General features: G+C 63.4%; 23 protein-coding genes. 4 read left to right on the top strand and 19 right to left on the bottom strand.

The window, feature by feature from the left end; genetic code table 11:
• Nucleotides 1–27 precede the first annotated feature (27 nt).
• Nucleotides 28–2055 (top strand): DUF2779 domain-containing protein, encoded by a 2028-nt coding sequence (locus IB243_RS27510; protein ID WP_192429666.1) that lies wholly within the window; start codon nucleotides 28–30, stop codon nucleotides 2053–2055.
• Between the two features lie 187 nt (nucleotides 2056–2242).
• Here IB243_RS27510 and IB243_RS23710 read toward each other — a convergent pair whose 3' ends face one another.
• Genes IB243_RS23710 through IB243_RS23685 form a run of 6 tightly spaced genes read right to left on the bottom strand, consistent with a single transcriptional unit; the run spans nucleotide 2243 to nucleotide 6856 of the window.
• Nucleotides 2243–3778, bottom strand: a complete 1536-nt coding sequence (locus tag IB243_RS23710) for an SAVED domain-containing protein (RefSeq protein ID WP_192429665.1) — start codon at nucleotides 3776–3778, stop codon at nucleotides 2243–2245.
• A 29-nt stretch (nucleotides 3779–3807) separates the two neighbouring features.
• Complete coding sequence (locus tag IB243_RS23705) at nucleotides 3808–4710, bottom strand: CBASS oligonucleotide cyclase (protein ID WP_192429664.1); 903 nt, start codon at nucleotides 4708–4710, stop codon at nucleotides 3808–3810.
• On the bottom strand, nucleotides 4707–5207 hold the full coding sequence (locus tag IB243_RS23700) for an HORMA domain containing protein (RefSeq protein ID WP_192429663.1): 501 nt from the start codon (nucleotides 5205–5207) through the stop codon (nucleotides 4707–4709). The genes IB243_RS23705 and IB243_RS23700 overlap by 4 nt, the downstream gene beginning before the upstream one ends.
• Nucleotides 5204–5689, bottom strand: a complete 486-nt coding sequence (locus tag IB243_RS23695; RefSeq protein ID WP_192429662.1) for a hypothetical protein — start codon at nucleotides 5687–5689, stop codon at nucleotides 5204–5206. The genes IB243_RS23700 and IB243_RS23695 overlap by 4 nt, the downstream gene beginning before the upstream one ends.
• Before the next feature lie 2 nt (nucleotides 5690–5691).
• Nucleotides 5692–6582: an AAA family ATPase gene (locus tag IB243_RS23690; protein WP_192429661.1), complete on the bottom strand. Its 891-nt coding sequence runs from the start codon at nucleotides 6580–6582 to the stop codon at nucleotides 5692–5694.
• A gap of 37 nt (nucleotides 6583–6619) precedes the next feature.
• Nucleotides 6620–6856 carry a hypothetical protein gene (locus IB243_RS23685; protein ID WP_225585289.1) on the bottom strand — a complete coding sequence of 79 codons (237 nt, stop codon included), beginning with the start codon at nucleotides 6854–6856 and terminating at the stop codon, nucleotides 6620–6622.
• 205 nt (nucleotides 6857–7061) lie between these two features.
• On the opposite strand from IB243_RS23685, the gene IB243_RS23680 reads away from it, so the two are divergent.
• The gene (locus IB243_RS23680) at nucleotides 7062–8000 is read left to right on the top strand and encodes a WYL domain-containing protein (protein WP_192429659.1); all 939 of its coding nucleotides are present in this window, start codon (nucleotides 7062–7064) and stop codon (nucleotides 7998–8000) included.
• A 498-nt stretch (nucleotides 8001–8498) separates the two neighbouring features.
• Here IB243_RS23680 and fusA read toward each other — a convergent pair whose 3' ends face one another.
• From fusA to IB243_RS23655, 5 genes are all read right to left on the bottom strand, one after another.
• Nucleotides 8499–10559, bottom strand: coding sequence for an elongation factor G (fusA, locus tag IB243_RS23675; RefSeq protein ID WP_192429658.1), 2061 nt, complete (start codon nucleotides 10557–10559; stop codon nucleotides 8499–8501).
• 494 nt (nucleotides 10560–11053) lie between these two features.
• Nucleotides 11054–11707, bottom strand: a complete 654-nt coding sequence (locus IB243_RS23670) for a DUF599 domain-containing protein (RefSeq protein ID WP_192429657.1) — start codon at nucleotides 11705–11707, stop codon at nucleotides 11054–11056.
• Between the two features lie 15 nt (nucleotides 11708–11722).
• Entirely contained in the window at nucleotides 11723–12169 is a 447-nt protein-coding gene (locus tag IB243_RS23665) for a YeeE/YedE family protein (RefSeq protein ID WP_192429656.1), read from the bottom strand.
• 18 nt (nucleotides 12170–12187) lie between these two features.
• The gene (locus IB243_RS23660) at nucleotides 12188–12619 is read right to left on the bottom strand and encodes a YeeE/YedE family protein (protein WP_192429655.1); all 432 of its coding nucleotides are present in this window, start codon (nucleotides 12617–12619) and stop codon (nucleotides 12188–12190) included.
• Entirely contained in the window at nucleotides 12609–12950 is a 342-nt protein-coding gene (locus tag IB243_RS23655; protein ID WP_010466601.1) for a helix-turn-helix transcriptional regulator, read from the bottom strand. Before IB243_RS23655 ends, IB243_RS23660 begins: the two co-directional genes overlap by 11 nt.
• A gap of 111 nt (nucleotides 12951–13061) precedes the next feature.
• Here IB243_RS23655 and IB243_RS23650 point away from each other — a divergent pair, with 111 nt between their 5' ends.
• Nucleotides 13062–13940, top strand: a complete 879-nt coding sequence (locus IB243_RS23650; protein ID WP_192429654.1) for an MBL fold metallo-hydrolase — start codon at nucleotides 13062–13064, stop codon at nucleotides 13938–13940.
• 264 nt (nucleotides 13941–14204) lie between these two features.
• Here IB243_RS23650 and IB243_RS23645 read toward each other — a convergent pair whose 3' ends face one another.
• On the bottom strand, nucleotides 14205–14498 hold the full coding sequence (locus IB243_RS23645; RefSeq protein ID WP_010461004.1) for a hypothetical protein: 294 nt from the start codon (nucleotides 14496–14498) through the stop codon (nucleotides 14205–14207).
• Nucleotides 14499–14948: 450 nt separating this feature from the next.
• Between IB243_RS23645 and IB243_RS23640 the strand changes: the two genes are divergently transcribed.
• Nucleotides 14949–15257: a hypothetical protein gene (locus IB243_RS23640; protein ID WP_057226079.1), complete on the top strand. Its 309-nt coding sequence runs from the start codon at nucleotides 14949–14951 to the stop codon at nucleotides 15255–15257.
• A gap of 199 nt (nucleotides 15258–15456) precedes the next feature.
• Here IB243_RS23640 and IB243_RS23635 read toward each other — a convergent pair whose 3' ends face one another.
• The 7 genes from IB243_RS23635 to IB243_RS23605 are packed head-to-tail and all read right to left on the bottom strand — an operon-like array spanning nucleotide 15457 to nucleotide 23099.
• Nucleotides 15457–16938 carry an amidohydrolase family protein gene (locus IB243_RS23635; RefSeq protein WP_192429653.1) on the bottom strand — a complete coding sequence of 494 codons (1482 nt, stop codon included), beginning with the start codon at nucleotides 16936–16938 and terminating at the stop codon, nucleotides 15457–15459.
• A 1-nt stretch (nucleotide 16939) separates the two neighbouring features.
• Nucleotides 16940–17902, bottom strand: a complete 963-nt coding sequence (locus IB243_RS23630) for a MurR/RpiR family transcriptional regulator (protein ID WP_192429652.1) — start codon at nucleotides 17900–17902, stop codon at nucleotides 16940–16942.
• Between the two features lie 2 nt (nucleotides 17903–17904).
• Nucleotides 17905–19191: an amino acid deaminase gene (locus IB243_RS23625; RefSeq protein ID WP_192429651.1), complete on the bottom strand. Its 1287-nt coding sequence runs from the start codon at nucleotides 19189–19191 to the stop codon at nucleotides 17905–17907.
• Nucleotides 19188–20210 (bottom strand): ABC transporter ATP-binding protein, encoded by a 1023-nt coding sequence (locus IB243_RS23620; protein WP_192429650.1) that lies wholly within the window; start codon nucleotides 20208–20210, stop codon nucleotides 19188–19190. The genes IB243_RS23625 and IB243_RS23620 overlap by 4 nt, the downstream gene beginning before the upstream one ends.
• Nucleotides 20207–21292, bottom strand: a complete 1086-nt coding sequence (locus IB243_RS23615) for an ABC transporter ATP-binding protein (RefSeq protein ID WP_192429649.1) — start codon at nucleotides 21290–21292, stop codon at nucleotides 20207–20209. Before IB243_RS23615 ends, IB243_RS23620 begins: the two co-directional genes overlap by 4 nt.
• Complete coding sequence (locus IB243_RS23610; protein WP_192429648.1) at nucleotides 21289–22152, bottom strand: ABC transporter permease; 864 nt, start codon at nucleotides 22150–22152, stop codon at nucleotides 21289–21291. Before IB243_RS23610 ends, IB243_RS23615 begins: the two co-directional genes overlap by 4 nt.
• Nucleotides 22149–23099, bottom strand: a complete 951-nt coding sequence (locus IB243_RS23605; protein WP_192429647.1) for an ABC transporter permease — start codon at nucleotides 23097–23099, stop codon at nucleotides 22149–22151. The genes IB243_RS23610 and IB243_RS23605 overlap by 4 nt, the downstream gene beginning before the upstream one ends.

The following is a 23099-nucleotide window of genomic DNA, read 5'->3' as shown; positions in this document are numbered from 1 at the left end:
CTGGGATTTCCGGACGAAGCAACCGCGGTGTTCGATCACTTTCTATCTGTTATGAACCAATCTATCAGGTACCTCACCAAGTCTCGCTTCAAGCTAGCCGCAGAGTGCCCAAGGAAGCTCTACTACACGGGCAAGAAGGACTATCTTGATCGATCAATTGAGGACAGCTTCCTGGCTGCTTTGGCCGAGGGCGGCTACCAGGTGGGTGAATTGGCGTGTCTAGTCCATCCTGGTGGCATCCGTGTTGACGACCTCGACCACCACGTTGCTCTAGCTAAGACTGCTGAGCTCCTGCAGCAGGACGAGGTCACCATCTTTGAAGCCGCGATCGCATTTGGAAGTATGTTTGTGCGCGTTGACGTCTTGCGAAAAATGGGAACGCGCATAGAGATCATCGAAGTAAAAGCGAAGTCCTACAGCGCGAAAAAGGATGGTGACTTCACAGGAGCCAAGGGTCAATTGAAGTCGGAGTTCCTGCCGTACTTGCAAGACGTGGCTTTTCAGCGCTATGTCACACAGAATGCGCGGCCTGATCACCAGGTTCACGCATTCTTGATGCTTGTCGACAAGGAACAATTTTCGACAGTTGATGGACTCAATCAGCGATTCAAGGTGGTCGTGGAGGGACGGCGCCTCAGGGTCCAAGTGGAACCAGGCACGACGCTAGAGTCCTTAGGTCAGCTCCTGCTGGCCAAAGTCCCTGTGGACGTACAGGTTGACATGATCCTGTCTGACACCCTCATGGTCGGGCCGACGGAGCAGCTTCCCTTCCCTGAAGCAGTGGGGGCCTTCGCTCTTGCCTACGCCCAGGACACGCCGCTTCCCCCCGTTCCGTCGTCAGCTTGTAGCGGCTGCCAGTTCAAAGCTCCTAGCTGGCCATTGCCTGAACAGCCCAAGAGTGGCTTCCACGAGTGCTGGTCTCAGGCATTCAATTGGGGAGAGGCTGATTTCAGCGAGGCGACGGTTCTCGACCTCTGGAATTTACGCGGGAAGAATCAGCTCATCGAACAGGGAGTATTGAAGGCAAAGCAGGTCACGCTGGAGGACCTGAAATTCGACGGCGAAGATCCAGGCGTTAACGGTATGACGCGCCAGCACCGACAGTGGTATGTCTGCCAGCCGGAGTGGCCCGGTGGTGGCGAGTACTACTTCGATGGTGCGGGCTATCTATCTGCAAGGGCCGGATGGAAATTCCCTTTGCATTGCATTGACTTTGAGACAAGCGCCGTCGCCATCCCCTTCGCAAGCGGTCGGCATCCGTACGAGCTCACGGCTTTCCAGTTTTCGCACCATGTCGTCTACGAAGATGGCAGGGTTGAACACCGGAGCCAATGGCTTTGCGCGAAACCTGGTGTTGATCCGAACATTGATTTCGTTCGCGCGTTGTGTATTGCCCTTGACAAGGATAACGGCACCATCTTCAGATGGTCCGCGCATGAGAACACAGTACTGAACAAGCTGCGTGAAGAGCTTCTTGCATCGGCTACACCACCCCAAGACAAAGACGCGCTGGTGAGCTTTATTGAGTCCATCACGTCAAGGTCAGTTTCGCCCAAAGAGAAGTTTCACGGGCCAAGGACCATGGTCGACCTCTGCGAGATAGCAGAGAAGTTTTACTTCCACCCGTCTACAAATGGCAGCAACTCGCTGAAGAAGGTACTCCCAGCGCTGATGAAGAGTTCGACCGCTCTGCGTGAAATTTACGGTAAGGCAAACTACGGCGGAATGGGTGTCAGCCTGAACTTTGTGGAGCCCATTGCTTGGTGGCAAGAGCGTGATGGCGAGGTAATGGACCCCTACGCGCTTCTACCTCCAGTATTCGACGACGTTTCGCGCGATGAGGCCGATGCAGCCGATGAAGGCCTGTCCGAGGAACTGAAAGAAGGTGGTGCAGCAATGGCTGCGTATGCCCGACTCCAGTTCGAGGATCTGCCTGATGCTCGCCGCGCAAACCTAGAGAGCGCCCTCCTTAGATACTGCGAGCTGGACACACTGGCGATGGTGATGGCAATCCAGGCCTGGGACCACATGGCGGCGGCTACGGCCAAGTCCTGATTGGGGCATCACAAACATCTGTTCCGGCATTTCTTAAGTCCCGCCTTTGGCTTTGTAGAACGACCTCCGTGACGCGGAGCTTGACGTCAGGTAAAGCGCCTCACGGCCACCCCAGGGCGAAAATCACTTGCTTTGCCACGCGCTGTCCTCGATTCAAGCGTGCACCACATCGGCGGCGACAGCGACTCTAGCTTCCGGCTGCCATGGTGAGAGATGAGACGTACCCGCCGCCACGCTCGCCTTCGAAGTCGAATTCGTACAGCGTGACTGGTCGCAGGACTTTGATATGGCGACCAAGGAAGAACGCAAAACTGTATGGTGCCGCCATAAACAGATGCAATGCAGGACGAGCTGCAAGGCCTGCTATTGATCGTACATCCTTGAGGTGGTTAGCCAGACGGTCCGCCAATTGATCAGCGTGGGTGCCATTTAGCACGGCGCACTGCGATGCGCTACCCGTGAGGCCTGCGACGACCAAGCGACCAATGTTCGGCTGGCCCTGGAGAAACGCACGAACCTGCTGTTCTGTGGTCCGGGTGATGGATACCGCTACTGCCACCTCCGGCCCATTGGTTCCCATGTCGAACTCGCTGAAAGTCCAACCTGGCCAGTTGGCATCTACCGGCGCGTCATCGGCGGCCCAGATAGCAGAACCACCACGAGTTCGCTGCTCGATCTCCACAATCTTTCCGGATTTGGTGTCCAGCACGGTGCCCGCAGCGAACGCCAGCGTCAAGTGGGTGTCCATAGCAAGGCGAAGACGCTGCTCCCGCTGCCCAGCCGAACGGACAAATGCGGTCAGCTTGGGCAGAAGGTCTTTTTCCCACGTGAACTCGGGCTTCAGGTAGCGGTCGGAGAATTCAGGCAAAAGACTGAGGACTTCATCACAGCGCGCTTCAAGGCGGTCGAAGCCGTGCTCGAAGGACTTGACACCGAAGACCTTCGCCGGTGGCGGCGCTTGGTCTGCGAACAACTTATCGTCCCCGCAGGCCTCGCGGAACGACTTTGCGTCGAATTCGTTTCGGCCTTGTGCCAGCCAGTCATAGGGCAGTTGATCGTAGATCGTCGAACTGGTTCCTGGCTCGCTCGGCTTGAGCCCATAGAAATGCAGCGCCTCATCCATGCGCTGGCGGAAATCATCTAACGACTCCGACACAGAGGTCAGTGCGAGCCGTTCGCAGAACGCGCGTAGTTCTGCCTCATCGACCTTAAGATGCTGCCTCCAGGCTTCCCGCGCCACCCAGTACTTGCTCTGTTTCGTCGAGCCCTGGAAGAACTCATCGAGCTTCAATGTGTGGTGCTGCTGCTCAACCAGCTTGTGCAGGACATCATCCAGATGGATGCGGTGGTTTGTCATAAGCCGAATGCGCGAAGCAAATCCATCGGCCTGATCCGACAGGTAGGCATCCCGAGCACGCTGCAGCAGCGACGTTGTCGTGGCACCAGAGTACTTGGGGTCTGTCAGGTCTACGTGCGTGAACGTGCCATTGCCCACATGCCACTTGCACTGGAATCGCTCCACCTGCAGCCGCCGGCCAAACTGATCCAGCGGCCCGCGACTTGGGTCGTACTCGACCCAGACGTCATCAAAACCGCGTGGGCCCGACTCGAACCCGACTCGACGGACGGCTGTGGTGGAGCTCAATAGCCTTGTTGCGTAGGTCCAGAAGATGCGCGCCTGGAAGGCGTTGCCGTATCGAGGTGTGTTGACTGCTTGTGTCATCTGTCGTCGTGCACTTGTTTGAGTTAGGCTCAGCCGAGCGGGAACATTGGGCCGAACAGGTCTCGCCAAGCACGCAGCGCCTCACCGTTTTTGCCTTGTCGGACGAGGTGGATGGCCTGGTCGGCTTCCCTTGCGGCGGTTGTCAGCAGCTTCTTGGCCCGCTCAACGCGCGCCGCGTCCATTGAGCCGCTGATGGGCGGTCCAAGCTTCGCAGGATCCTCCCACGTGTCACCGATGCGATCAGCAAGGGTCGCAAAGAAGGACTGGATCTCTCTGTCGAACTGACCACCCCAACCGCCGTGCAGGCACTCGAGCGCCATCACTTCAATGAGGAAGGATGGCTTCACGGGTTTCTCGCCGTGCCTGGGGTTGTTGTTCCAGTACTTCACCATCCGCACAAGCCCCTTCCATTCACTCGAGTAGGCTTGGTGAGCATCTACGGCCTTCTGCGCGTGAATCTTGGGGTTGGTCTTGATCCACTTGCCGGTGTCACCATCGGGGATCTCGTAATTCTCGTCACAGGTAAATGCCGGGACGACATCAATGCTCAGCACCTTGTAGTCGGTCTTATCTTCGTCCTTGATCTCAATGCCGAAGTCGACATTGATGGATCGGCTCTGTCTGCGAACAGCCTTCTCGCCGTACTTCTCAACCAGCACCGCCTTGTAATCATCGAGCACCACGCCAGGGTCCTTGTCGCGGTAGTGCCGCTCGGACTGCTTCATGGGAAAGAAGATATCGATGTCCTTGAGTGGCTTGGTCTTGGTGTGCCTCTTGTACGAGCCGGTCAAGAAGTCGCCTTCAATGGCGAACTTTGTGTGCAGATAGTCCCGCACCTCCGTGTGCTTCGCCGAAGCATTGTCCTGTTCCTTTTGGTTCAACTCCAGGCGGCTTTTGAACTTGCGGAATGCTTCATTCACGGTAAGGGTCATTTCGTCCTCCAGTAGCTCATGTTTGCGCTAAGGCCGTTGTGCTCCACGCCAGTACCAATGCTTTGACGCACCATGCCGTCGGTGGACCTGAACTCTGTGGCAGACCATCCATCGACGTCAGGCCGGCCCACCTTGTTTTTTACGATCACGCTGTAGAGCGCCTCCGATGGCAGAAGGCCCTCTTTGCTAATGGCATACCGCAGCGCCTCGGGATCCACCCAGAAGTTGCCCGCCTCGGACGACCACGAGTACGTCACCGCAATATCCCAACGTTTGATCAGTGCATTCGTCTTCGGGTGATAGATCTCCAAAGTCACGAAATCGAGGTGCTCGCTTTCGATCCACCGCTTGATACCGGCATGCAGGACTTTGTGATCACCCACCAGCTTCTGGGGGTCTAGGCCGCTCAGTACAAGCACGTCCTTCAAACTCTTCAGGATGTTGTCGGTGACGTAGCTCACCGAGTGCGAATAGGAATAGACGGCAACAGCGCTCATGATTTCAGGAACTCGCTGGTATCGAAGGAGAAGTCGGCTGACGCCTTCTTGGAGTCCTCTGTCGACTCAGTGCCGAACTTGGAGGTCATGTCTCGGGCCGTGATGCGCTTGCTCTTAGCCTTTAGCGCTCGCTCGACCCAGGCCAAGTCATCCTTTGGGCACGGCAGGGAAATAGCCCACTCGCCCTCCAGAGGGTCATGCCCCAGCGCGTCCTCTTTGGCGTCGCTGCCATCAATAGCGTCCTCGTCATAGAGGCAATAGATACGTGTTCGAGGGCCTTTGCACTCAACGACGATTGCGGCGTCCTCCGGCGCCATCTCAGTGAGGATCGAACTAGCGACACCGGCGACGGAGAGCAGTTCGTCGCGCTTGGGCCCGGACTTCCCCTGGGTCAGCAACTCTACGATGAAGTCCCATGTCTCGACGGAGTCCCGGTGAGGCGATCCGCGGACGACGCGCTTAACGACAGTTGCGTTGCTCATTGTTAGCCTTTCTGGCGCGTGGCCTTTGCGTGGGTTACAGCCGACCGCAAATCGGCCATGGTCAGCTTCGTGGGGGCTACCGCCACCTCCTTGCGCGAAGCAAGCGCGTTGGCCACGACCTTGCGGATGGTTCGTCCGTCGAGGCCAACCGTGTCCGAGACCAAATGCTTGAAGCCGGACTCTTGAGGTAACTTTTCGATGCCCTTGAAGATCTCGCCGAGCTCTGTCAGGCATTCGGTCAAGATCTGTCCACAAGCATCATGGTTGGGGAGTGGAACCTCGAGCACCAAGTCGCAGCGCGATGTGAAGGCGGCATCGACCGCCTGCGGGAAGTTGCTGGTCGCGATGAACAGGATATTGCTGAACTGCTCAGCCAAAGAGTCAAGCTGCACGAGCACCGCGTCAGTCGCTCGCATGACATCGACCGGATTCGCATCCATGCTTAGTTTGGACCGGTCCACAGCCAGCGTCTCGACCTCATCCAGCAAGACGATGGTCGGACCACGCGTGGCAGCTTCCGCGATGGTCTGCGAAAACAGTTCAGAGACAGCCTTCTGGGTCTTTCCCATCATTGCGCTGCCCAGTGCATGCGGGTCAACCTCCAACAGGGTGAACCCAGCCTTGGACATCAGTGTGGCCACCTCGTTCGCCAAGCCCCGCGCCAGCGAGGTCTTGCCTGTGCCAGGTGGGCCCACTAGGAGGATGGCGCCGTGCAGTGGCAGCACCGTCCGCTTGACCTTAGGACGGACAGTGAAGTTGACGATAGCCTGTGCAACCAGACGCGACTTGATTTCGTCATCAACAATGATCGACTTCCACAAGTCTGCCAGGTCCTTTTCAGGCAGCTTCACGATGCGGTGGATGCCCTTGGGAGCTTCGGAATGGTTCGACATCAGTGTTTTCTCAGTTCTAGAGGGAAGTGCGGCTCGTTTACGCGCTCAGGTACCGGTCTACTTGCTTCCCTTTGAGCGAAAGGAAGACGCCTAGTAAGCCGAAGGCGATGACTACGATGAACGACACCGGGTGCTCGGGAACCCACCAGCTGGGCAGGTTGGGCAGCACCTCGGCCAGCGTTTGCGCCGAGCGGTGCTGCAGAGCAGCAGGCACTGCGGTGATGCAATGCGCTGCAGCTCCAAAGATGCACAGGTACACGGACACATGGGTCAAAAATTGCCCCGCACTCCGCAACCTTCCAAACTGAAGGAAGTAATCCACAACTCGTTCAAGCACTGGCGTCTCCTCGGAATCTCTTTTTTGTTACATCACCATGATGCCAATAAATGAGATTTATTGTGACTATATCTAATCAATTTGATTAGTACAAGGATTTTTTTGATGAGATGGAACGGGTTCCCACGGGTATCATTCGTGGATGGAATCCCAGCCTAGCCCAAACTTGGTCCCGTCCTTGGAGACCTTGACCCGAGTGCAACGAGAACGGTTATCACACATCGATTTCACCCTGTTTTTCCTTGGCGAGCTCCGACGGGCGGACGTTATCGCCAAGTTCGAGACCGCACCGGCTGGAGCCACTCGGGACATAGCGATGTATCGAGGTTTGGCCCCAGATAACCTTGATTTCGACAGCACGGGCAAGCTCTACCGGCCGAGCTCTAAGTTCAAGCCCCTGTTTGACCACCCACCACTGCGCGTATTGGCGACGCTCTCCCAGGGATTCGGCCTGGGCGAAGACGTCATGGGTTCGCCGGTCATCCCCTGCGAGTTCCCCTCCACCCTCAGTGTTCCATCGGTCGAGGTTCTTGCCCCAATCACCCGTGCTATCAATAGAGGCAAAGCCGTCTCTTTGGCGTACCACTCGGTGAGCAGCGGCAAGACCCGTCGAGAGCTCGTGCCCCTGGCGCTGGTCGACAATGGGGTTCGCTGGCATGTCCGCGCTTTTGACCGACTGAAGAAACACTTCACAGATTTCGTTCCGACTCGGATGGAAGACGTGGAGGTGCTCGAAACCAGCACAATAGGCCGCGAAGAGCGCGCAGACCAGGATGTCCAGTGGAGTCGCATCATTGAGCTGAAGCTAGTGCCTCACCCAAACCACCCACGTCCAGAAATAGTCCTCATGGACTATCCGATGCAGGACGGCGTCCTTTCGGTCAGAGTTCGTTCGGCCAACGCTGGCTACATGCTCAGAAGATGGAATGTGGATTGCTCTCCCGACCATCGTCTCCGTGGACTTGAGTACGCGCTCTGGCTGCAAGACCCGCTGTCTCTCTACGGATCCTCCAACGCCACAATCGCGCCGGGTTACCAGCCTCCGGAACCGCCCAGCAATTCCACCTTGATTGGTAGCTAGGGCTGTCGACGGATAGTCCACATGCACGATGGCAAGAGGCGTAGATTCTTACAAGCCTCCACGGCGCATGTCCGCGTCTGGAGAATGGTGAAGGACATTAGAGCAGGAGGCTCCCAGCGATCTGAAGGCCTAGCAGGATGCGTCATTCCTTCGGCATCGCGCATCCTAAGAGCGGGGGTTGTGATCAGTATGAAGATGTACGCTCGTCGTCATTTTGAGGTTTGATGTCGCCGCAAGCAGCAATTAATACTGCTATCGATCGGTAGAAACGTCGTTCGCATCTACAGACGCACAGCCTTCCGGATGGACGCTTAAGGACACAAAGCACGCATTCGGTGGGGGCATCGGCAGTGACCGCAATCGCTGCGTATCGGACATTTGCCACAAGAATTAGGGTGATCGCAATCGCTGGGCGAGGGAGCATTTTGATCTCGCGGTATGCCCAAGTCGATTGCTCGGCAGCGCGCGTGCAAATTGAGCATTGGCGCTGCGCTTTCCCTAGTCGTCTTCGCGCACCCGGTACTGCCCCATCAGCGTCTGCTGGACGGCCGGCGGCACGGCCTCGTAGTGCGACAACGCGATGGTGTAACGGCCCTGGCCGCTGGTCATCGCATTGAGTCGCGACTGGTAGTCGGCCAGCTCGGCCTCGGGCACCTGCCCGCCGATGGCCACAGTGCCGGCCCCCAGCCCCGATGTGCCGGTGACCAGGCCGCGCCGCAACGACAGGTCGCTCGTGACGTCGCCCACGGAATGCTCGGGCACGGCGATCTCGATCTGGACAATCGGCTCGAGCACAGCCGGCCGGGCCTCGCGAATCGCCGCCATGAAGGCCTTGCGGCCGGCGGTCGCGAAGGCGACGTCCTTGCTGTCCACGCTGTGGTGTTTGCCGTCGTACACCACGACGCGCACATCGACCACTGGGTAGCCGGCGATCGCGCCGTACGCCAAAACCTCGCGCACGCCTTTCTCAACGGCAGGGATGAACTGGCCCGGGATCGCGCCGCCCCTGACTTCGTCGGCGAACTCGAAGCCCACGCCGCGCGCGAGTGGCTCGATGCGCAGGAAGACTTCGGCGAACTGGCCGGCACCGCCGCTCTGCTTCTTATGGCGATAGTGACCCTCGGCCGGCGCGGTCACGGTCTCACGGTAGGCGATGCGCGGTGGCCGTGTCTGGACCTCGAAGCGGTAAACCTCGCGCAGGCGTTCGAGCACGATGCGCAGGTGCAGCTCGCCTAGCCCGTAGAGCACCGTCTCGTTGGTCGCGGCCACATGCTCGACACGCAGGCATGGGTCTTCGGCCGCGAGCTTGCCGAGGATTTCCCAGGCGCGTTGCTCGTCGCCATGCCGCTTGGGCTCCACGGCCAGGCCGTACACCGGCACCGGGAACGGCAGCGGTGCAAGATGCACATGACTGTCTTGCGCCGCATCGTGCAACACGGCATCGAAATGGATCTCCTCGACCTTGGCCACCGCCACGATGTCGCCCGGCGCCGCGTGCGAAACCTCGACATGCTCCTTGCCCTGGAGCATGAACAGGTGCCCCACCTTGAAGGGCTTGCGGCCGTCGCCGATGTAGAGCTGGCTGTCACGCGTGACCGTGCCCTGGTGCACGCGGAAGATGCCCATCTTGCCGACAAAAGGGTCGATCGTGATCTTGAACACACGCGCCAGCACGTGCAGCGTCGGGTCGGGCTTGGCCTTCATGGGAATGGCCTCTGCGCCCTCGCCAACGATGAAGCTCGGCGGGTTGGCTTCGGTCGGGTCGGGCAGGAGCTTGACGATCACGTCCAGCAACTCGGCTACGCCAGCGCCGCTGCGCGACGAGGCGAAACACACCGGGATCAGGTGGCCTTCGCGCAGCGCCTGCTCGAGCGGCGAGTGCAGCTCGGCCGGATCCACGTCGCCCTCCTCGAGGTAGCGATCGACGAAGGCCGCGTCGACCTCTACCACCTGTTCCACCAGCGCGCGGTGCGCCGCTTCGACGGGGCCGAAGTCGGAGCGCCCGAAACGATTGAAGAAGCAGTCGATCACCTGCCTGCCGACCCCGTCGGGCAGGTTCAGCGGCAGGCATTCGCGGCCGAAGGTCGCCTGGATGTCGGCCAGCAAGCCCGCCAGCGAGACGCCCTGCGCGTCGATTTTGTTGACGATGATCATGCGGGCGAGGCGGCGTGAGGCGGCGTATTCCATCATGCGCACCGCCATCGGCTCGATGCCGGTGGCGGCATTGATGACCACCGCCACCGTTTCGACCGCCTCCAGCGCCGGCAGGCTCTGGCCGAGGAAGTCGGGGCCGCCGGGCGTGTCGATCAAGTGGATGCGCGTGCCGCCATGCGTGAGATGCATCACCGAGGCATTGAGCGAATGCAGCATGCGGCGCTCGAGCGGGTCGTGGTCGCTGACGGTGCTGCCGCGCTCGATGCTGCCGCACGCGCCGATGGCGCCCGCCTTGTACAGCAAGGCCTCGGCCAGCGAAGTCTTGCCGGAGGCCGCGGCGCCCACGAGCGCCAACGTTCGCACGGCTTTCATTTCGGCCGCGAGGCCGTTCGATCGGCTTGGCATGGTTGGACTCCTTTGCACGTCCGGAAGGCCGGCCCGGCGGCCCGCATGGGCTCGGGCGTTGCGTGTGGACGTCGGGGCAGCGTACGGGATTGACCGCGCTGATGCAAGTTGATTGCGCCGCCGATTTCCAGTACCTGACCGGCATGCGTGCCGCGTTAACCTCCCCTTGTTGCCAGCGTGCAGAGACATGGGCTCACGCTCAAGATGTCTCAACAACAACGCTCTGAGCCCGTCATGACCACTGTCACCGTCGACTCTGTATGCCATTGCCGACGGCCGGTCATCGCGCTGGACATGTGTCGAGGGCTTTCAACGACTGCACTGCGGTCGTCACCGTGAATTGACGGAGCGCACACCACCGGTGGTAATCGCTGCAAAGTTGCCGCCTGGAATTCTGGCGCCCGTTCAAGGTTGATTGCTGAACCGCCGGGTTTGAACTGCCCCCCAGAAGTTGGACAGCCCCAGCGGTTGCGGGAAACCGCCGCCGGATCGAGCTACTCGTTTTCGATCCTGTATCGATCAAACTGGGTGAGCGCTATCACCACTGCCAGCGCTCCCGCCACGCCGGCCAGGGGGTGCAGCACAAAGGTCACCACGGGCACCAGCAGTATCAGCTGCCGAAGGCCCCAGCTGTAGAGCAGCCCGGCCTTGCGCACATAGGCGCTGCCGGCGGCGGCCCAGCGCTGGCGCTGGGGGGAGCCCACAGGCATGCCGCCGATGAAGCCAGCGTGGTGGTAGTAGCGCACGGCCATCACCGAGGCAACGAGCGACGCGAACAGCAGGCACAGCAGCACCAGCTCCATCGCCAGCCGAGGCGTGAAATGCGGCCACGCGGCAGTGCCAGTGGCGCCTTCGCCCAGCGTGGCGTGCAGCGCGGGGGCGGTGAGCGACAGTGCGCCCATGAGGCCCAACACAGCGGTGGATGCCGTCATGGTGGCCGACATCAGCGAGTTGCGCAGCGTCTGCACGGCCAGGATTTCGGAGCCGGGCTGTGCCGAAATGGCAGCAAACCAGTCCTCGCGCAGCGAGGCGTGGGTGGTGTGCGCCAGCCGCCCGGGGGCCCGCCGCTGCACCGCGGCCAGCCAGCCTTCATACGCCGCAACCATGCCCAGGGTGACGATGGCGGCAAGCCAGGGGTTGGTGGTCATGGCGTTGACACTCGCTCAAGCCGCGTGGGGTGTGCTGCGCGCCGCCTTGCGCATCTCCAGCCATTCAAAGGCGCCCATGCCCGCCAGCATGGCCAGCACGAACACCACGGCCTTGGGCTCGCCTGTGCCCAACGACACGACGGCTGGCCCGGGACAAAAGCCCGCGATGCCCCAGCCGGCACCGAACAGCAGGCTGCCCAGCACCAGGCGCCGGTCGATGTGGCGCGCGGTGGGCAGTTGCATGGGGCCGCCGAACACGCTGGTGCTGCGCTTGCGGGCCACGGTGAAGGCGACCACGCCCACCAGAATGGCGCCACCCATCACAAAGGCGAGCGAGGGATCCCACTGGCCGGCCAGATCTAGAAAGCCGAGCACCTTGCCCGGGTCGGTCATGCCCGAGATGATGAGACCCAGGCCAAAGACCAGGCCGATGCCGAATTCAGAAATGCGTTGGAGCTTCATGGGTCAGTCCTCTTTCGATCAGGCCAGCAGGTGGCGAATGGCGTACACCGTGGCAAAGCCCGCGCCCATGAAGGCCAGCGTTGCCACCAGAGAGCGCGGCGACAGGCGCGATAGGCCGCACACCCCGTGGCCGCTGGTGCAGCCCGAGCCATAGCGCGTGCCCACGCCCACCAGCAGCCCGGCCAGCACCACCACGCCCCAGCTGGCGTCGATGCGCACCTCCGGCATGCCCACCGTCAGCCGGTAGAGCAAAGGCGCAGCCAGCAAGCCCAGCGCGAAGGCCACCCGCCACGCAGTGTCATTGCCGCGCGGGGGCAGCAGGCCGCCCAGGATGCCGCTGATGCCCAGGATACGGCCATGCAGCAGCACGAAGGCGGCAGTGGCCAAGCCCAGGATCAGGCCTCCCACCAGGGCCGCCCAGGGGGTGAAGTGGTTCCAGTCAATCTGCATGGAAAGCCTCTTTGGGGGCACAGAATTGTTCAAAAAGGGTCTGCATGACGGCCAGTGCCTGGGGGCTGGCGATCTGGTAATGGATGTTCTTGCCTTCGCGGCGGGTGGTCACCAGCCCCTCGTCGCGCAGCACGCCCAGTTGCTGCGACAGCGTGGGCTGGGCGATGCCCACCAGCGCCTCCAACTCTCCTACGCGCTTTTCTCCCTCCGTGAGCTGGCACAGCAGCAAGAGTCGGTCGGGGTTGGACAGCGCCTTCATCAGTCGGCAAGCGCTATCTGCCGAGAGGCGAAGGCTTTCCAGGTCCATGGTGGTAGTGATTTGGGCCTGCATGAGGACTCCATAGGTTGCGGGATGGGGTGTTGGTTGATAGTTTATTGACTAACAAACTATATGTCAATAAACTATAAATATCTTAATTGAATTGCGAGGACACACATTCCCATGCAACCGCCAGACAAACCGCAACCCCAGGTTCAAGCCTTCTTCGACCCCGCCACCTGGACTGTGACCTATGTGGTCTTCGACCACCCGGGTGGGCACTGCGCCATCGTGGACCCGGTGCTGGACTACGACCCCAAGGCTGGTCGCATACGCACGGTATCGGCCGACAAGGTGGTCGACTTTGTACGCACGCAGCAGCTCAGCGTGCAGTGGATTCTGGAAACCCATGCCCATGCCGACCACCTCACGGCCGCGCACCACCTGCGAGAAGTGCTGGGCGGGCAGATTGCCATTGGCGCGGCCATCACCCAGGTGCAAAAGGTGTTCAAGGGCATTTTCCATCTGGAGTCCGGTTTTCATGCCGACGGCGCACAGTTCGATCACCTGTTCGCCGGTGGTGAGGCGTTTCGCATTGGCAGCCTGCAGGCTCGGGCCCTGGCGGTGCCGGGCCATACCCCGGCTTGCATGGCCTACCAGGTGGGCGACGCCGTGTTCGTGGGCGACACTCTGTTCATGCCCGACGTGGGCACGGCGCGCTGCGACTTCCCGGGCGGTAACGCGCACACGCTGTACCAGTCCATCCGCCGGCTGTTGGCCCTGCCGCCTGCCACCCGCCTGTTCATGTGCCACGACTACCCGCCCGGCGGCCGCGAGCCCGCCTGGCAAACCACGGTGGCCGCGCAGCGCGCAGGCAACATTCACGTTCATGACGGCGTGGGCGAAGACGACTTCGTCGCCATGCGCACCCGCCGCGACGCCACGCTGGAGATGCCGGCGCTGATCCTGCCTTCGGTGCAGGTCAACATTCGCGCTGGTGACCTGCCGCCCAAGGATGACAACGGCGTGGCCTACCTGCGCATACCGCTCAATGCGCTGTGACCGTCCGTCCCCCCCGCAGTTCTGCATATTGCACGCCCACACGGAGAGTTCTGACCATGAAAACCGCGCACGACCTCGAGCCCTGCGTCGAGCGCGCAAAACCCGCAGGGATTTTCAGCTGCTTGCAGAGGCATGGACGCAGCAACAAAAAAGGCTCTCAACGGGAGCCCAGTTTGCTTGGCTTCAGCGCGGGATAAAAACACTTCCCATGGCAGCAGCACCCGCGAAGTGCCGCCACCATGGGAAGGCCCGCAACTGCGTCAATTACATGGCGCTGAATTCGCCAGAAGAGATCTGGCCCGTGCGCAGGGCTTCAGCAGCCTGGGCACGCACCGCAGCGCGGTCAGCGGTGGACTTGTAAGTCACCACACGCGAGCCAGCAGGCTCAATGGAGCGGGTCTGTGCCACGGTAGCGGCTTCAGCAGCCACTTCAGCGCGGGTGCGGTTCGTGTCGAACTTGGTGGCGAACTGCGAAGCATCGGCTTCGTCAGCCTGGGCACCGAAGGAAGCGAAAGCGGCCACAGCGGCGATGGAGAGGAAACGTGCGGTGTTGTTCATGATGAAAATCCTTGAAGTTAAAAAAGCGTCTCAATAAAAGCCGGGACAAAAACCGTTCTTGAACCGGGTTCGGTGAGTCGCCTTGCGGGTTCGGCTCATCGATGGGTTGAACTGTACGCCGCTGTTGTTCAGAGAAAAACCACTCAGTCGCAAACTAACTGTTCCAGTATTGAGAACAATCATTCAGAGCCCTCCAGAACTCTTTGGCATTGGCGAGGTGTCTTTGTGTTCACCGGGTGGCAGCTTGCCGCTGCGTAGCAGCGCCTTGTCGGACCAGGGTGTGTACTTAACCCTGGGACAAAGGGGCGGTCCCCGGGGCAGTCTACAAATGGGCAAGCGCGGGAAGTGGCTGGGTGCTCCGTGGGGGCCTCCTTGGGTTCATCCTGCATGCGCTTTCTTAAAGAAAGCTGTATATTTATACAGTTTTATAGACACAGGAGAAGCACAGCCATGCAAGTCATCGAATCCACCTACGTTGTCACCCTGCGCGACTATCCCGAGGAGCTCCCGGCCAAGGAGCACATGGCAGCGGAAACACGGTACGCCAAGGCTCTGGAGAAGCAGCTGGGCGGCCCCGAGCAGGTCGCTGCGGCCCTGGACACCATGCAAAGCCTGGAGGAGTCCCCGCCGGAGGTGGTGTCCCCAGGAGATCTCACTTTGCTCAAGGCCTGGGGCAAGGCCAGTGTTGCCGCCAAGCAGGCGGGGTTCCGGGATCTGGGGGACGGGGATGGCGCGTACTTTGAAGTGCGGCTGGTATGAGGGTTGAGATCACCTACCGCTGGCGTGTGAAGTCGCCGGAGGGCAGGTGGTTCAACAACCGACATGTGGCATCTGAAGAATCCATGCGCAGGCAATCTCTACATGCCACAGCGGTGGCGGGTTCGCGCGGCGGAGGATTCAACCGGCCGTTGCAACACACTCACCACCGCGTAGGCGCCCAAAGCGCTGCGCACTGTGATCAGCCCGCTGAGGGCTTGGTATTGCGTGTTACAAAGCGGCCCGCCCGTGCACCAGTGGCCCGCTCCGTATGGGTGTAGCTCAAGGTACCGTTCACCCACACCTGTTCAATGCCTTCGCTGAACTGCTGGGGTTGCTCGAAAGTGGCCAGGTCGCGCACGCGCTCGGGGTCAAACACCACCACATCGGCCATGTGCCCTGCCTGTAACAGGCCGCGCCCGCCGAGCCGAAAGCGCTGGGCCGACAAGCCCGTCATCTTGTGCACGGCCTCTTCGAGCTGCAGCAGGCCTTTGTCGCGCCAGTAGCAGGCCAGCACGCGCGGGAAGGCGCCCCACAGGCGCGGGTGCGGGCGCTCGTCGTGCGGCAGCCCGTCCGATCCGATCATGGACAGCGGGTGCGCAATCACGCGCTCCACATCGTCCTCGCGCATCTGAAAGTAGCAGGCCCCGCCGGGCTTGAGGCGCACGGCGGCCTCTTGTTGGGGCACGTCCCACTCGCGCGCAATGTCGGCCAGGTAGCGCCCGGCCATCTCGGGGTGGGGCTGGCTGCCGGTGATGAGGATGTCGATGATGCCGTCCACCAAGTCTTCGCGCAGTACGGTGGAGCCGGCGGTGTAGGGGTACACGTCCATCGCAATCTCCTGACCCTGTGCCAACTGGTCGATCAGTGGCAGCGTCTCGCGCGTGCGGCCCCAGTTGGCGGGCCCGGCGCATTTGTGGTGCGAGATGACCAGCGGCAGGCCTGACTGCCGCGCGGTGAGTGCGGCCTCTTGCAGCGCAGGCAGGATGCCCGCCAGCTCGTCGCGGATGTGCGTGGCATAAACGCCGCCGTGGCGCGCCGCGACTGAGGCCACGGCCACCAGTTCTTCCACATCAGCGGCATAGGCCTCGCTGTAGAAGATGCCCGACGACAGGCCCAGCGCCCCGGCGGCCATGGCTTCCTCCATGTCGGCGGCCATGGCCGCGCGCTCGTCGGCGGTGGCGGTTTGCCTCAGGTCGGCCAGGTGGCGCATGCGCAGGGCCGTGTGGCCCATCAGCGCGGCCACGTTCACGGCGGGCTGGGCGGCGTCCACGGCACGGGCGTAGTCGGCCATGCTGGCGTGGCGAAACTGCAGGCGCCCCAGCAGCGAGAGCGGGGCCAGCGGGCTGTCGGTGACCACGGGGGCCAGCGAAATGCCGCAGTTGCCCACGATGACGGTGGTGATGCCCTGCGAGAGCTTGGGCAGCATGGTGGGTGCGTCCAGCACAGCGGCGTCGTCGTGCGTGTGCACGTCGATGAAGCCGGGGGCAATCACACGGCCGGTGCAGTCCACCTCGGTGAAGTTTTCGCAGGCCCGGGCACGGGCCAGGGCGGCGGGGTCGATCTGGCCCGGCTCGGCCAGGGCGGTGATGCGGTCGCTTTCAATCAGCAGGTCGCCCACCCAGCCGGGGCGGGGCGTGCCATCCACGATGCGGCCATTGCTCAGCAGCGTTGCATGCGCCATGTCATTCCTCTGCGGCCCGGCCGCGCGATGGGTCTGTGGGATGGCTGGCGGCGCTGGATGGGTTCTGGCCCGCGTGGCTGTCAAACGCACCGACGTATTCGGCGCTGTCAAAACCGTGCTTGTGCAGCAGTTGCTTGAACTGCTGCAGCCCGCGGGTGGCCACGGGGCCCAGCTTTTGCGCCAGCCGCACGGTCAGGATCTCGATGACCACCAGGTGGGCCAGGTAGGCCTCGGTGCCCACGCGCATCACGGCGTCTTGTGGCACGGACACGGCCAGCACCAGGTCGGCCACCTCGGCCAGCGGCGTGCCGGGCTGGGTCAGCGCCACCACGGTGGCGCCTTGCGAGCGGGCAAACCGCGCGGCCTCCAGCGCGTAGGGCATGCGCCCCACGTGCGAGATGACAAAGGCCACGCCATCGGGGCCGAGCGTGCTGGCCGACACCAGCTGCTGGTGCGCATCAAAAATCGCGTTGGCCGTGCAGCCCAGGCGGAACAGGCGGCTTTGCAGTTCGCTGGCCATGAAGGTGGAGGCGGCACCGACCGAGTAGCAGTCGATGCGCCGCGCCTGCGCCAGCCGCTCGGCCACGCGGTCGAGCACTTCGGCGTCGAGGTTGCGGCCCAGCTCGGTCAGCGACGACACGGCCGCATGCACGATCTTGCTGGCCACGTCCTGCGCGCTGTCGTCGGCCAGCACGCTGCGGTGCAGGTGCGAGCCCGAGACGGCCAGATCCTGCGCCAGGGCGACCATGAATTCGCGCACCGAATCGTGGCCAAAGCTGCGGCAGGTGCGCACGATGGTGGGCATGGACACGCCCGCCTGCTGGGCCAGTTGCTCCACGGTGGCGACCACGGCGGCGCGCGGGTCGTCCAGCACCACGCGCACCACGCTGCGCTGCGCCTCGGGCAGGTCGGGCTGGCGCTCGCGCAGTTGTTGCAGCAGGCTGGTAGGGGTAGCTTTGGACATGGTCAAAAACGGGTGCTGATGGCGCGGGTGATGGTGCCTGCGTCGTCCACGACGGGCAGCCAGCGCCATTTGTCAAACGTGGTGCAGGGGTGCGAGATGCCCAGGGCCACCCGGTCGCCCACGGCGGGGGCGGGGCCTGCTGCAGGGTCGTAGCGCAGGTAGGCGTGGTGGTCGTTGAGCGCGCTCACCGTCCACCCGGTGGGGGCGCTGGCAGCGCGGCGCTCGTGGCGCGGCGCCCAGCGCACGGGCACGGGCATCTCCAGATCGTACGAGACATCACGCCGCCCGCCGCTGAGCAGGGCCAGCCCAGGCTCGGGCACCGATTGCACCAGGGTCCAGACTTCGAGCGCGGGGCGCAGCGAGGCGTCCAGCCCCTCGCGCTGCTCCACGTGCTTCAAGAAGCGCTGGTAGTTGCCATGGTCGTGCGTGATGTAGCAGCCCGAGCGCAGCACGCCCAGCACGGGCTTGGACAGGCCCTGTGTGCGCAGCAGCGGGATGACGAGGTCGAACACCGCCGAGCCGCCCGCCGTCAGCAAAATCTCTGGGTCGGCAAACAGGCCCTGTGCATCGCACGCGCGGGCCACTTCGGTCACGCGGCGCACCAGCGCCGTGACTTCGCGTGCATCGTGCTCGCTGTCGCAGCGGGCCACGCCGCCTTCGTAGCATTCCACGCCGCCCAGCTGCACGGCGGGCGATTGGGCAATGGCCTGGGCCAGCGCCAGGGCTTCTTCCCGCGTGCGGCAGCCGGTGCGTTGGCCGGGCACGCCCATCTCCAGCAGGGTGTCCAGGCGCTTTTCACCGCGCGCGGTGTGGCCGCGCCGCTCGGCCCAGTCTTCAATGCAGCGCAGCTGCGCCAGGCTGTCGATGAGGAACCACACGCGCAGGTCGGCGTGGCGCTGCAGCAGTGCGTGCAGGCCGTCCAGGTCGGCATCGCCCAGCACCTGGTTGGCGATGATGGCGCGGCGCGCACCGGCCTCCACCCCCACGCTGAGCTGGTATACGGTCGCAAAGGTCAGGCCCCAGGCGCCCGCCTGCAGCTGCTCTGCAAACAGCTCGGGCGACAGCGTGGTCTTGCCATGCGGCGCCAGGGCCACGCCCTTGCGCTCGGCATAGGCCTGCATCCAGGCCAGGTTGTGGGCCAGGGCGCTTGCGCGGATGGCGGCAATGGGCAAGGGCAAATCGCCCGTCAGCACGTTCCAGCCGCGCTGGCCCAGGTCGGCGGGGCGGCAGGGCGTGGCGTGCAGCGGGTAGCCCTTGCAGCGGTGGTCGAGCAGGAATTCGTCGGTCATGGTGCGGGATGAGAAGGTGAGGTTTTCCAGCAGGCGTGCAGGTGGCCGGGGGCCACTTCGCGCAGCTGCATGTCGGCGCTGGCGCAGCGCGCCTCCGCCTGGGGGCAGCGGGTGCGGAACACGCAGCCCGAGGGCGGGTTGGCCGGGCTGGGCAGGTCGCCCTGCAGCAGCGCGATGCTGCGGCGCTGGGCGGGATCGGGGATGGGGGCAGCGGCCAGCAGGGCCTGGGTATAGGGGTGCTGGGGCTGGGCGTACAGCGCATCGGTGGGCGCAATCTCCATCACCCGGCCCAGGTACAGCACCACCACGCGGTCGCACAGGTACTCCACCACATCCAGGTCGTGCGAGATGAACAGCAGCGTCAGGCCCAGCTGCTCTTTCAGCTCGCCCAGCAGGTTCACCACCTGTGCCTGGATGGACACGTCCAGCGCTGACAGCGGCTCGTCGGCCACGATGAACTGGGGCTCCACCGCCAGCGCACGCGCAATGCCAATGCGCTGGCGCTGCCCGCCGGAGAACTCGTGCGGAAAACGCTCGGCATGCTCGGGCCGCAGGCCCACCTGCTCCAGCAACTGGTGGATGCGCGGCAGGCGTGCGGCGCCCTTGGCCAGGCCGTGGGTATCCAGCGCCTCGGCCAGCACATCGCGGATGCGCATGCGCGGGTTCAGGCTGGCGTACGGGTCCTGAAAAATGATCTGGATCTGCGAGCGCAGCGGCCGGTATTGCGATTGCGAGAGCTGGGCCAGGTCTTGCGGTGCAGCACCGCCGTGGTAGCGCATGGCACCGCTCGTCGGGTCCACCAGGCGCGTGAGCAGGCGGCCAATGGTGCTCTTGCCCGAGCCCGATTCGCCCACCAGGCCCAGGGTCTCGCCCCGGCGGATGGTGAAGCTCACGTCGTCCACCGCGCGCACGGGGTGCGGGCCGCTGCCGAAATGCTTGCGCAGGTGGGCAATTTCCAAAAGCGGTGCGGTGGTGTCGGTCGGTGCCATGGTGGGGGGCTTGTTCAGGACGGCGTTCATGCGCTCACCTCGGCGGGTTCGGTGTGCACCTCGCGGTGCAGGCAGCGCACCATGCGGCGTGGGCCAGCGGCTTCCAGCGCAGGCATGGCGTGAGTGCAGTCGGGTTGCTGGCGCGTGCAACGCGGCGCAAAGGCACAGCCGGGCGGGGGCGCAAGGGGGCTCGACACCTGGCCCGGAATCGCCACCAGCTTGCGCCGCCCGGCGGCCACCGCAGGGCCTTTGTCCTGCGCAGTCTGCGCTGCCTGCGCCTGCCGCCGCGCCACACCGGGCAGGCAGGCCAGCAGGCCGCGTGTGTAGGGGTGCTCGGGCCGTGCGAACAGGTCGTGCACGCGGGCCGATTCGACAATGCGCCCGGCGTACATCACGGCCACGGCGTCTGCGTATTGCGCCACCACGCCCAGGTTGTGCGTGATGAACAGCATGCTCATGCCGGTCTCTTTCTGCAGCCGTCCCATCAACGACAGGATCTGCGCCTGGATGGTCACGTCCAGCGCGGTGGTGGGCTCGTCGGCAATCAGTAGCGTGGGGTTGCAGGCCATGGCCAGTGCAATCATCACGCGCTGGCGCATGCCGCCCGAGAGCTGGTGCGGGTACTCGTGCACGCGCTGCGCAGCGGCGGGGATCTCGACCAGCTCCAGCATGCGGCGGGCATGCCACAGCGCGGTGCTGCGGTCCATCTTCAGGTGCAGGCGGGCCGACTCGGCAATCTGCTCACCCACCGTCAGCACCGGGTTCAGGCTGGTCATGGGCTCCTGGAAAATCATGGCCAGCTCGTTGCCGCGCAGCGTGCGCTTGTCGGCCTCGGGCATGGCCAGCAAATCGACCTTGCGGCCGTCGCGCTGCACAAACCAGGCCTGGCCCGTGACCTGCGCCTGCGAAGTGCGGGCGTGCAGGCCCATGAGGGTGAGGCTGGTCACCGACTTGCCCGAGCCTGATTCGCCCACCAGCGCCAGCGTCTCGCCGGGGTGGATGGCAAAGGACACATCGGCCACGCTCTGGATGCGGCCCGCATCGGTGGCGAACGAGGTAGACAGGCCGCTGACTTCGAGCCGGGGCGCGGCGCTCATCGTGGGGGAGGTCATACGGTCTTCTTCAGTTTGGGGTCGAGCAGGTCGCGCACGCCGTCGCCCAGCATCTGCAGCGACAGGGCCGTGAGCACAATGGCCACGCCGGGGGCAAAAATGGTCCAGAACGCCTTGTCGGCATAGTCCAGGCTGCCCGCGATCATGGTGCCCCATGTGGGGATATCGGGTGGCACGCCCACGCCCAGAAAGGACAGGCCCGCCTCGGCCAGGATGGCGTAGGCAAAGATGAAGGTCACCTGCACCAGGATGGGTGACATGAGGTTGGGCAGGATGTGGCGCCACAGGATGAGGTGCGTGCGCACGCCCAGGGCGCGGGCCGCGTCCACAAACAGCAGCTCGCGCAGCACCAGCGTGGTGGCGCGCACCACCCGCGCCACGCGCGGGGTGTAGACGATGACCAGCGCCAGCATCACGTTCCACAGCGACACGCCCAGGATGGACACCAGCGCAATCCCCAGCAGGATGTCGGGGAAGGACATCATCGCGTCCACCACGCGCATCAGCGGTGCGTCGAGCTTGCGGAAAAAACCCGCAAACATGCCCAGCAGCGTGCCCAGCAGCACGGCGCCTGCGGCGGTGACCAGGCCAATCAGCAGCGAGTAGCGCGCGCCGTGCACGATGCGCAGCAGCACATCGCGGCCCAGCTCGTCGGTGCCCACCCAGTGCGTGCCTGAAGGCGCGTGCAGCCGCTCGCTGATGGATAAGGCGTTGGGGTCGGCGTCTGATACCCAGGGGAAGACGACAGCGATGCTGGCCACCAGTGTTATCACGATGGCTGAGGCCAGCACCACCTTGCGGGCGAACAGTCGGCGCAGCACGGCCTGCAGGCGGTGCCAGAAGGAAGGGCTCGGGTTCATGGGGCTTCCAGGCGGATACGGGGGTCCACCAGCGTGTATAGAAAGTCGATGGCCAGGTTGATGAAGACGTAGATGGCGGCAATCACCAAGAGCGTGCCCTGGATCACCGGGTAGTCGCGCCGCAGCACGGCCCGCACCACCAGGTTGCCTACACCGGGGAGGTTGAAGACGGTCTCGGTTACCACGGTGCCGCCAATCATCAGCGCCATGGTCAGCCCCAGCACAGTGACGATGGGCACCAGCGCATTGCGCAGCACATGCTTGACCATGATGGTGCCTTCGGGCAGGCCCTTGGCGCGGGCGGTGCGCACGTAGTCCTCGCCCAAGATGTCGAGCATGGAGGCGCGCGTGAAGCGGATGATGAGCGCCGAGTTGAGCAGGCCCAGCACCAGCGCGGGCAACATCAGGTGCTGCAATCGCTCGCCCAGCGTGGCCGTGGGGTCGCCGTAGCCCGAGGCCGGAAACCACCCCAGCTTGACTGCAAACAGCTGGATGAGGATGAGGCCCAGCCAGAAACTGGGCACGCTGGCGCCCAGCATGGCCACGCCGCTCACGGCCTGGTCGGTGGCGCTGCCGCGCCAGACGGCGGCGGCCATGCCGCAGGGCACGCCCACCAGCGCAGCAATGCCCACGGCAAACAGCGCGAGGAACAGCGTGGGCTCGGCCCGCTCCATCAGGGCCTGGGCCACCGGGCGCTGCAGAAATAGCGACTGCCCCAGGTTGCCCTGTAGCAGCTCGCCCACCCACAGCCCGAACTGCACGGGCAGGGGCTTGTCCAGACCGTACTGCGCGCGGGCCTTGGCAATGTCGGCGGCGGTGGCCTGGTCACCCAGCAGCAGCGCCACCGGGTCCCCTGGGGCCAGCCGCGTGAGGCAGAACACCAGCACCGCCACCAGGGCCAGCACCACCACGGCGCCGCCCAGGCGCTTTAATAAAAATCGCATCAT

The organism is Acidovorax sp. ACV01, from assembly GCF_014851495.1.
Classification (GTDB): domain Bacteria; phylum Pseudomonadota; class Gammaproteobacteria; order Burkholderiales; family Burkholderiaceae_C; genus Acidovorax; species Acidovorax radicis.
Note: the sequence above shows the minus strand (reverse complement) of the source record. Positions and strands in the feature narration are given on the sequence as shown.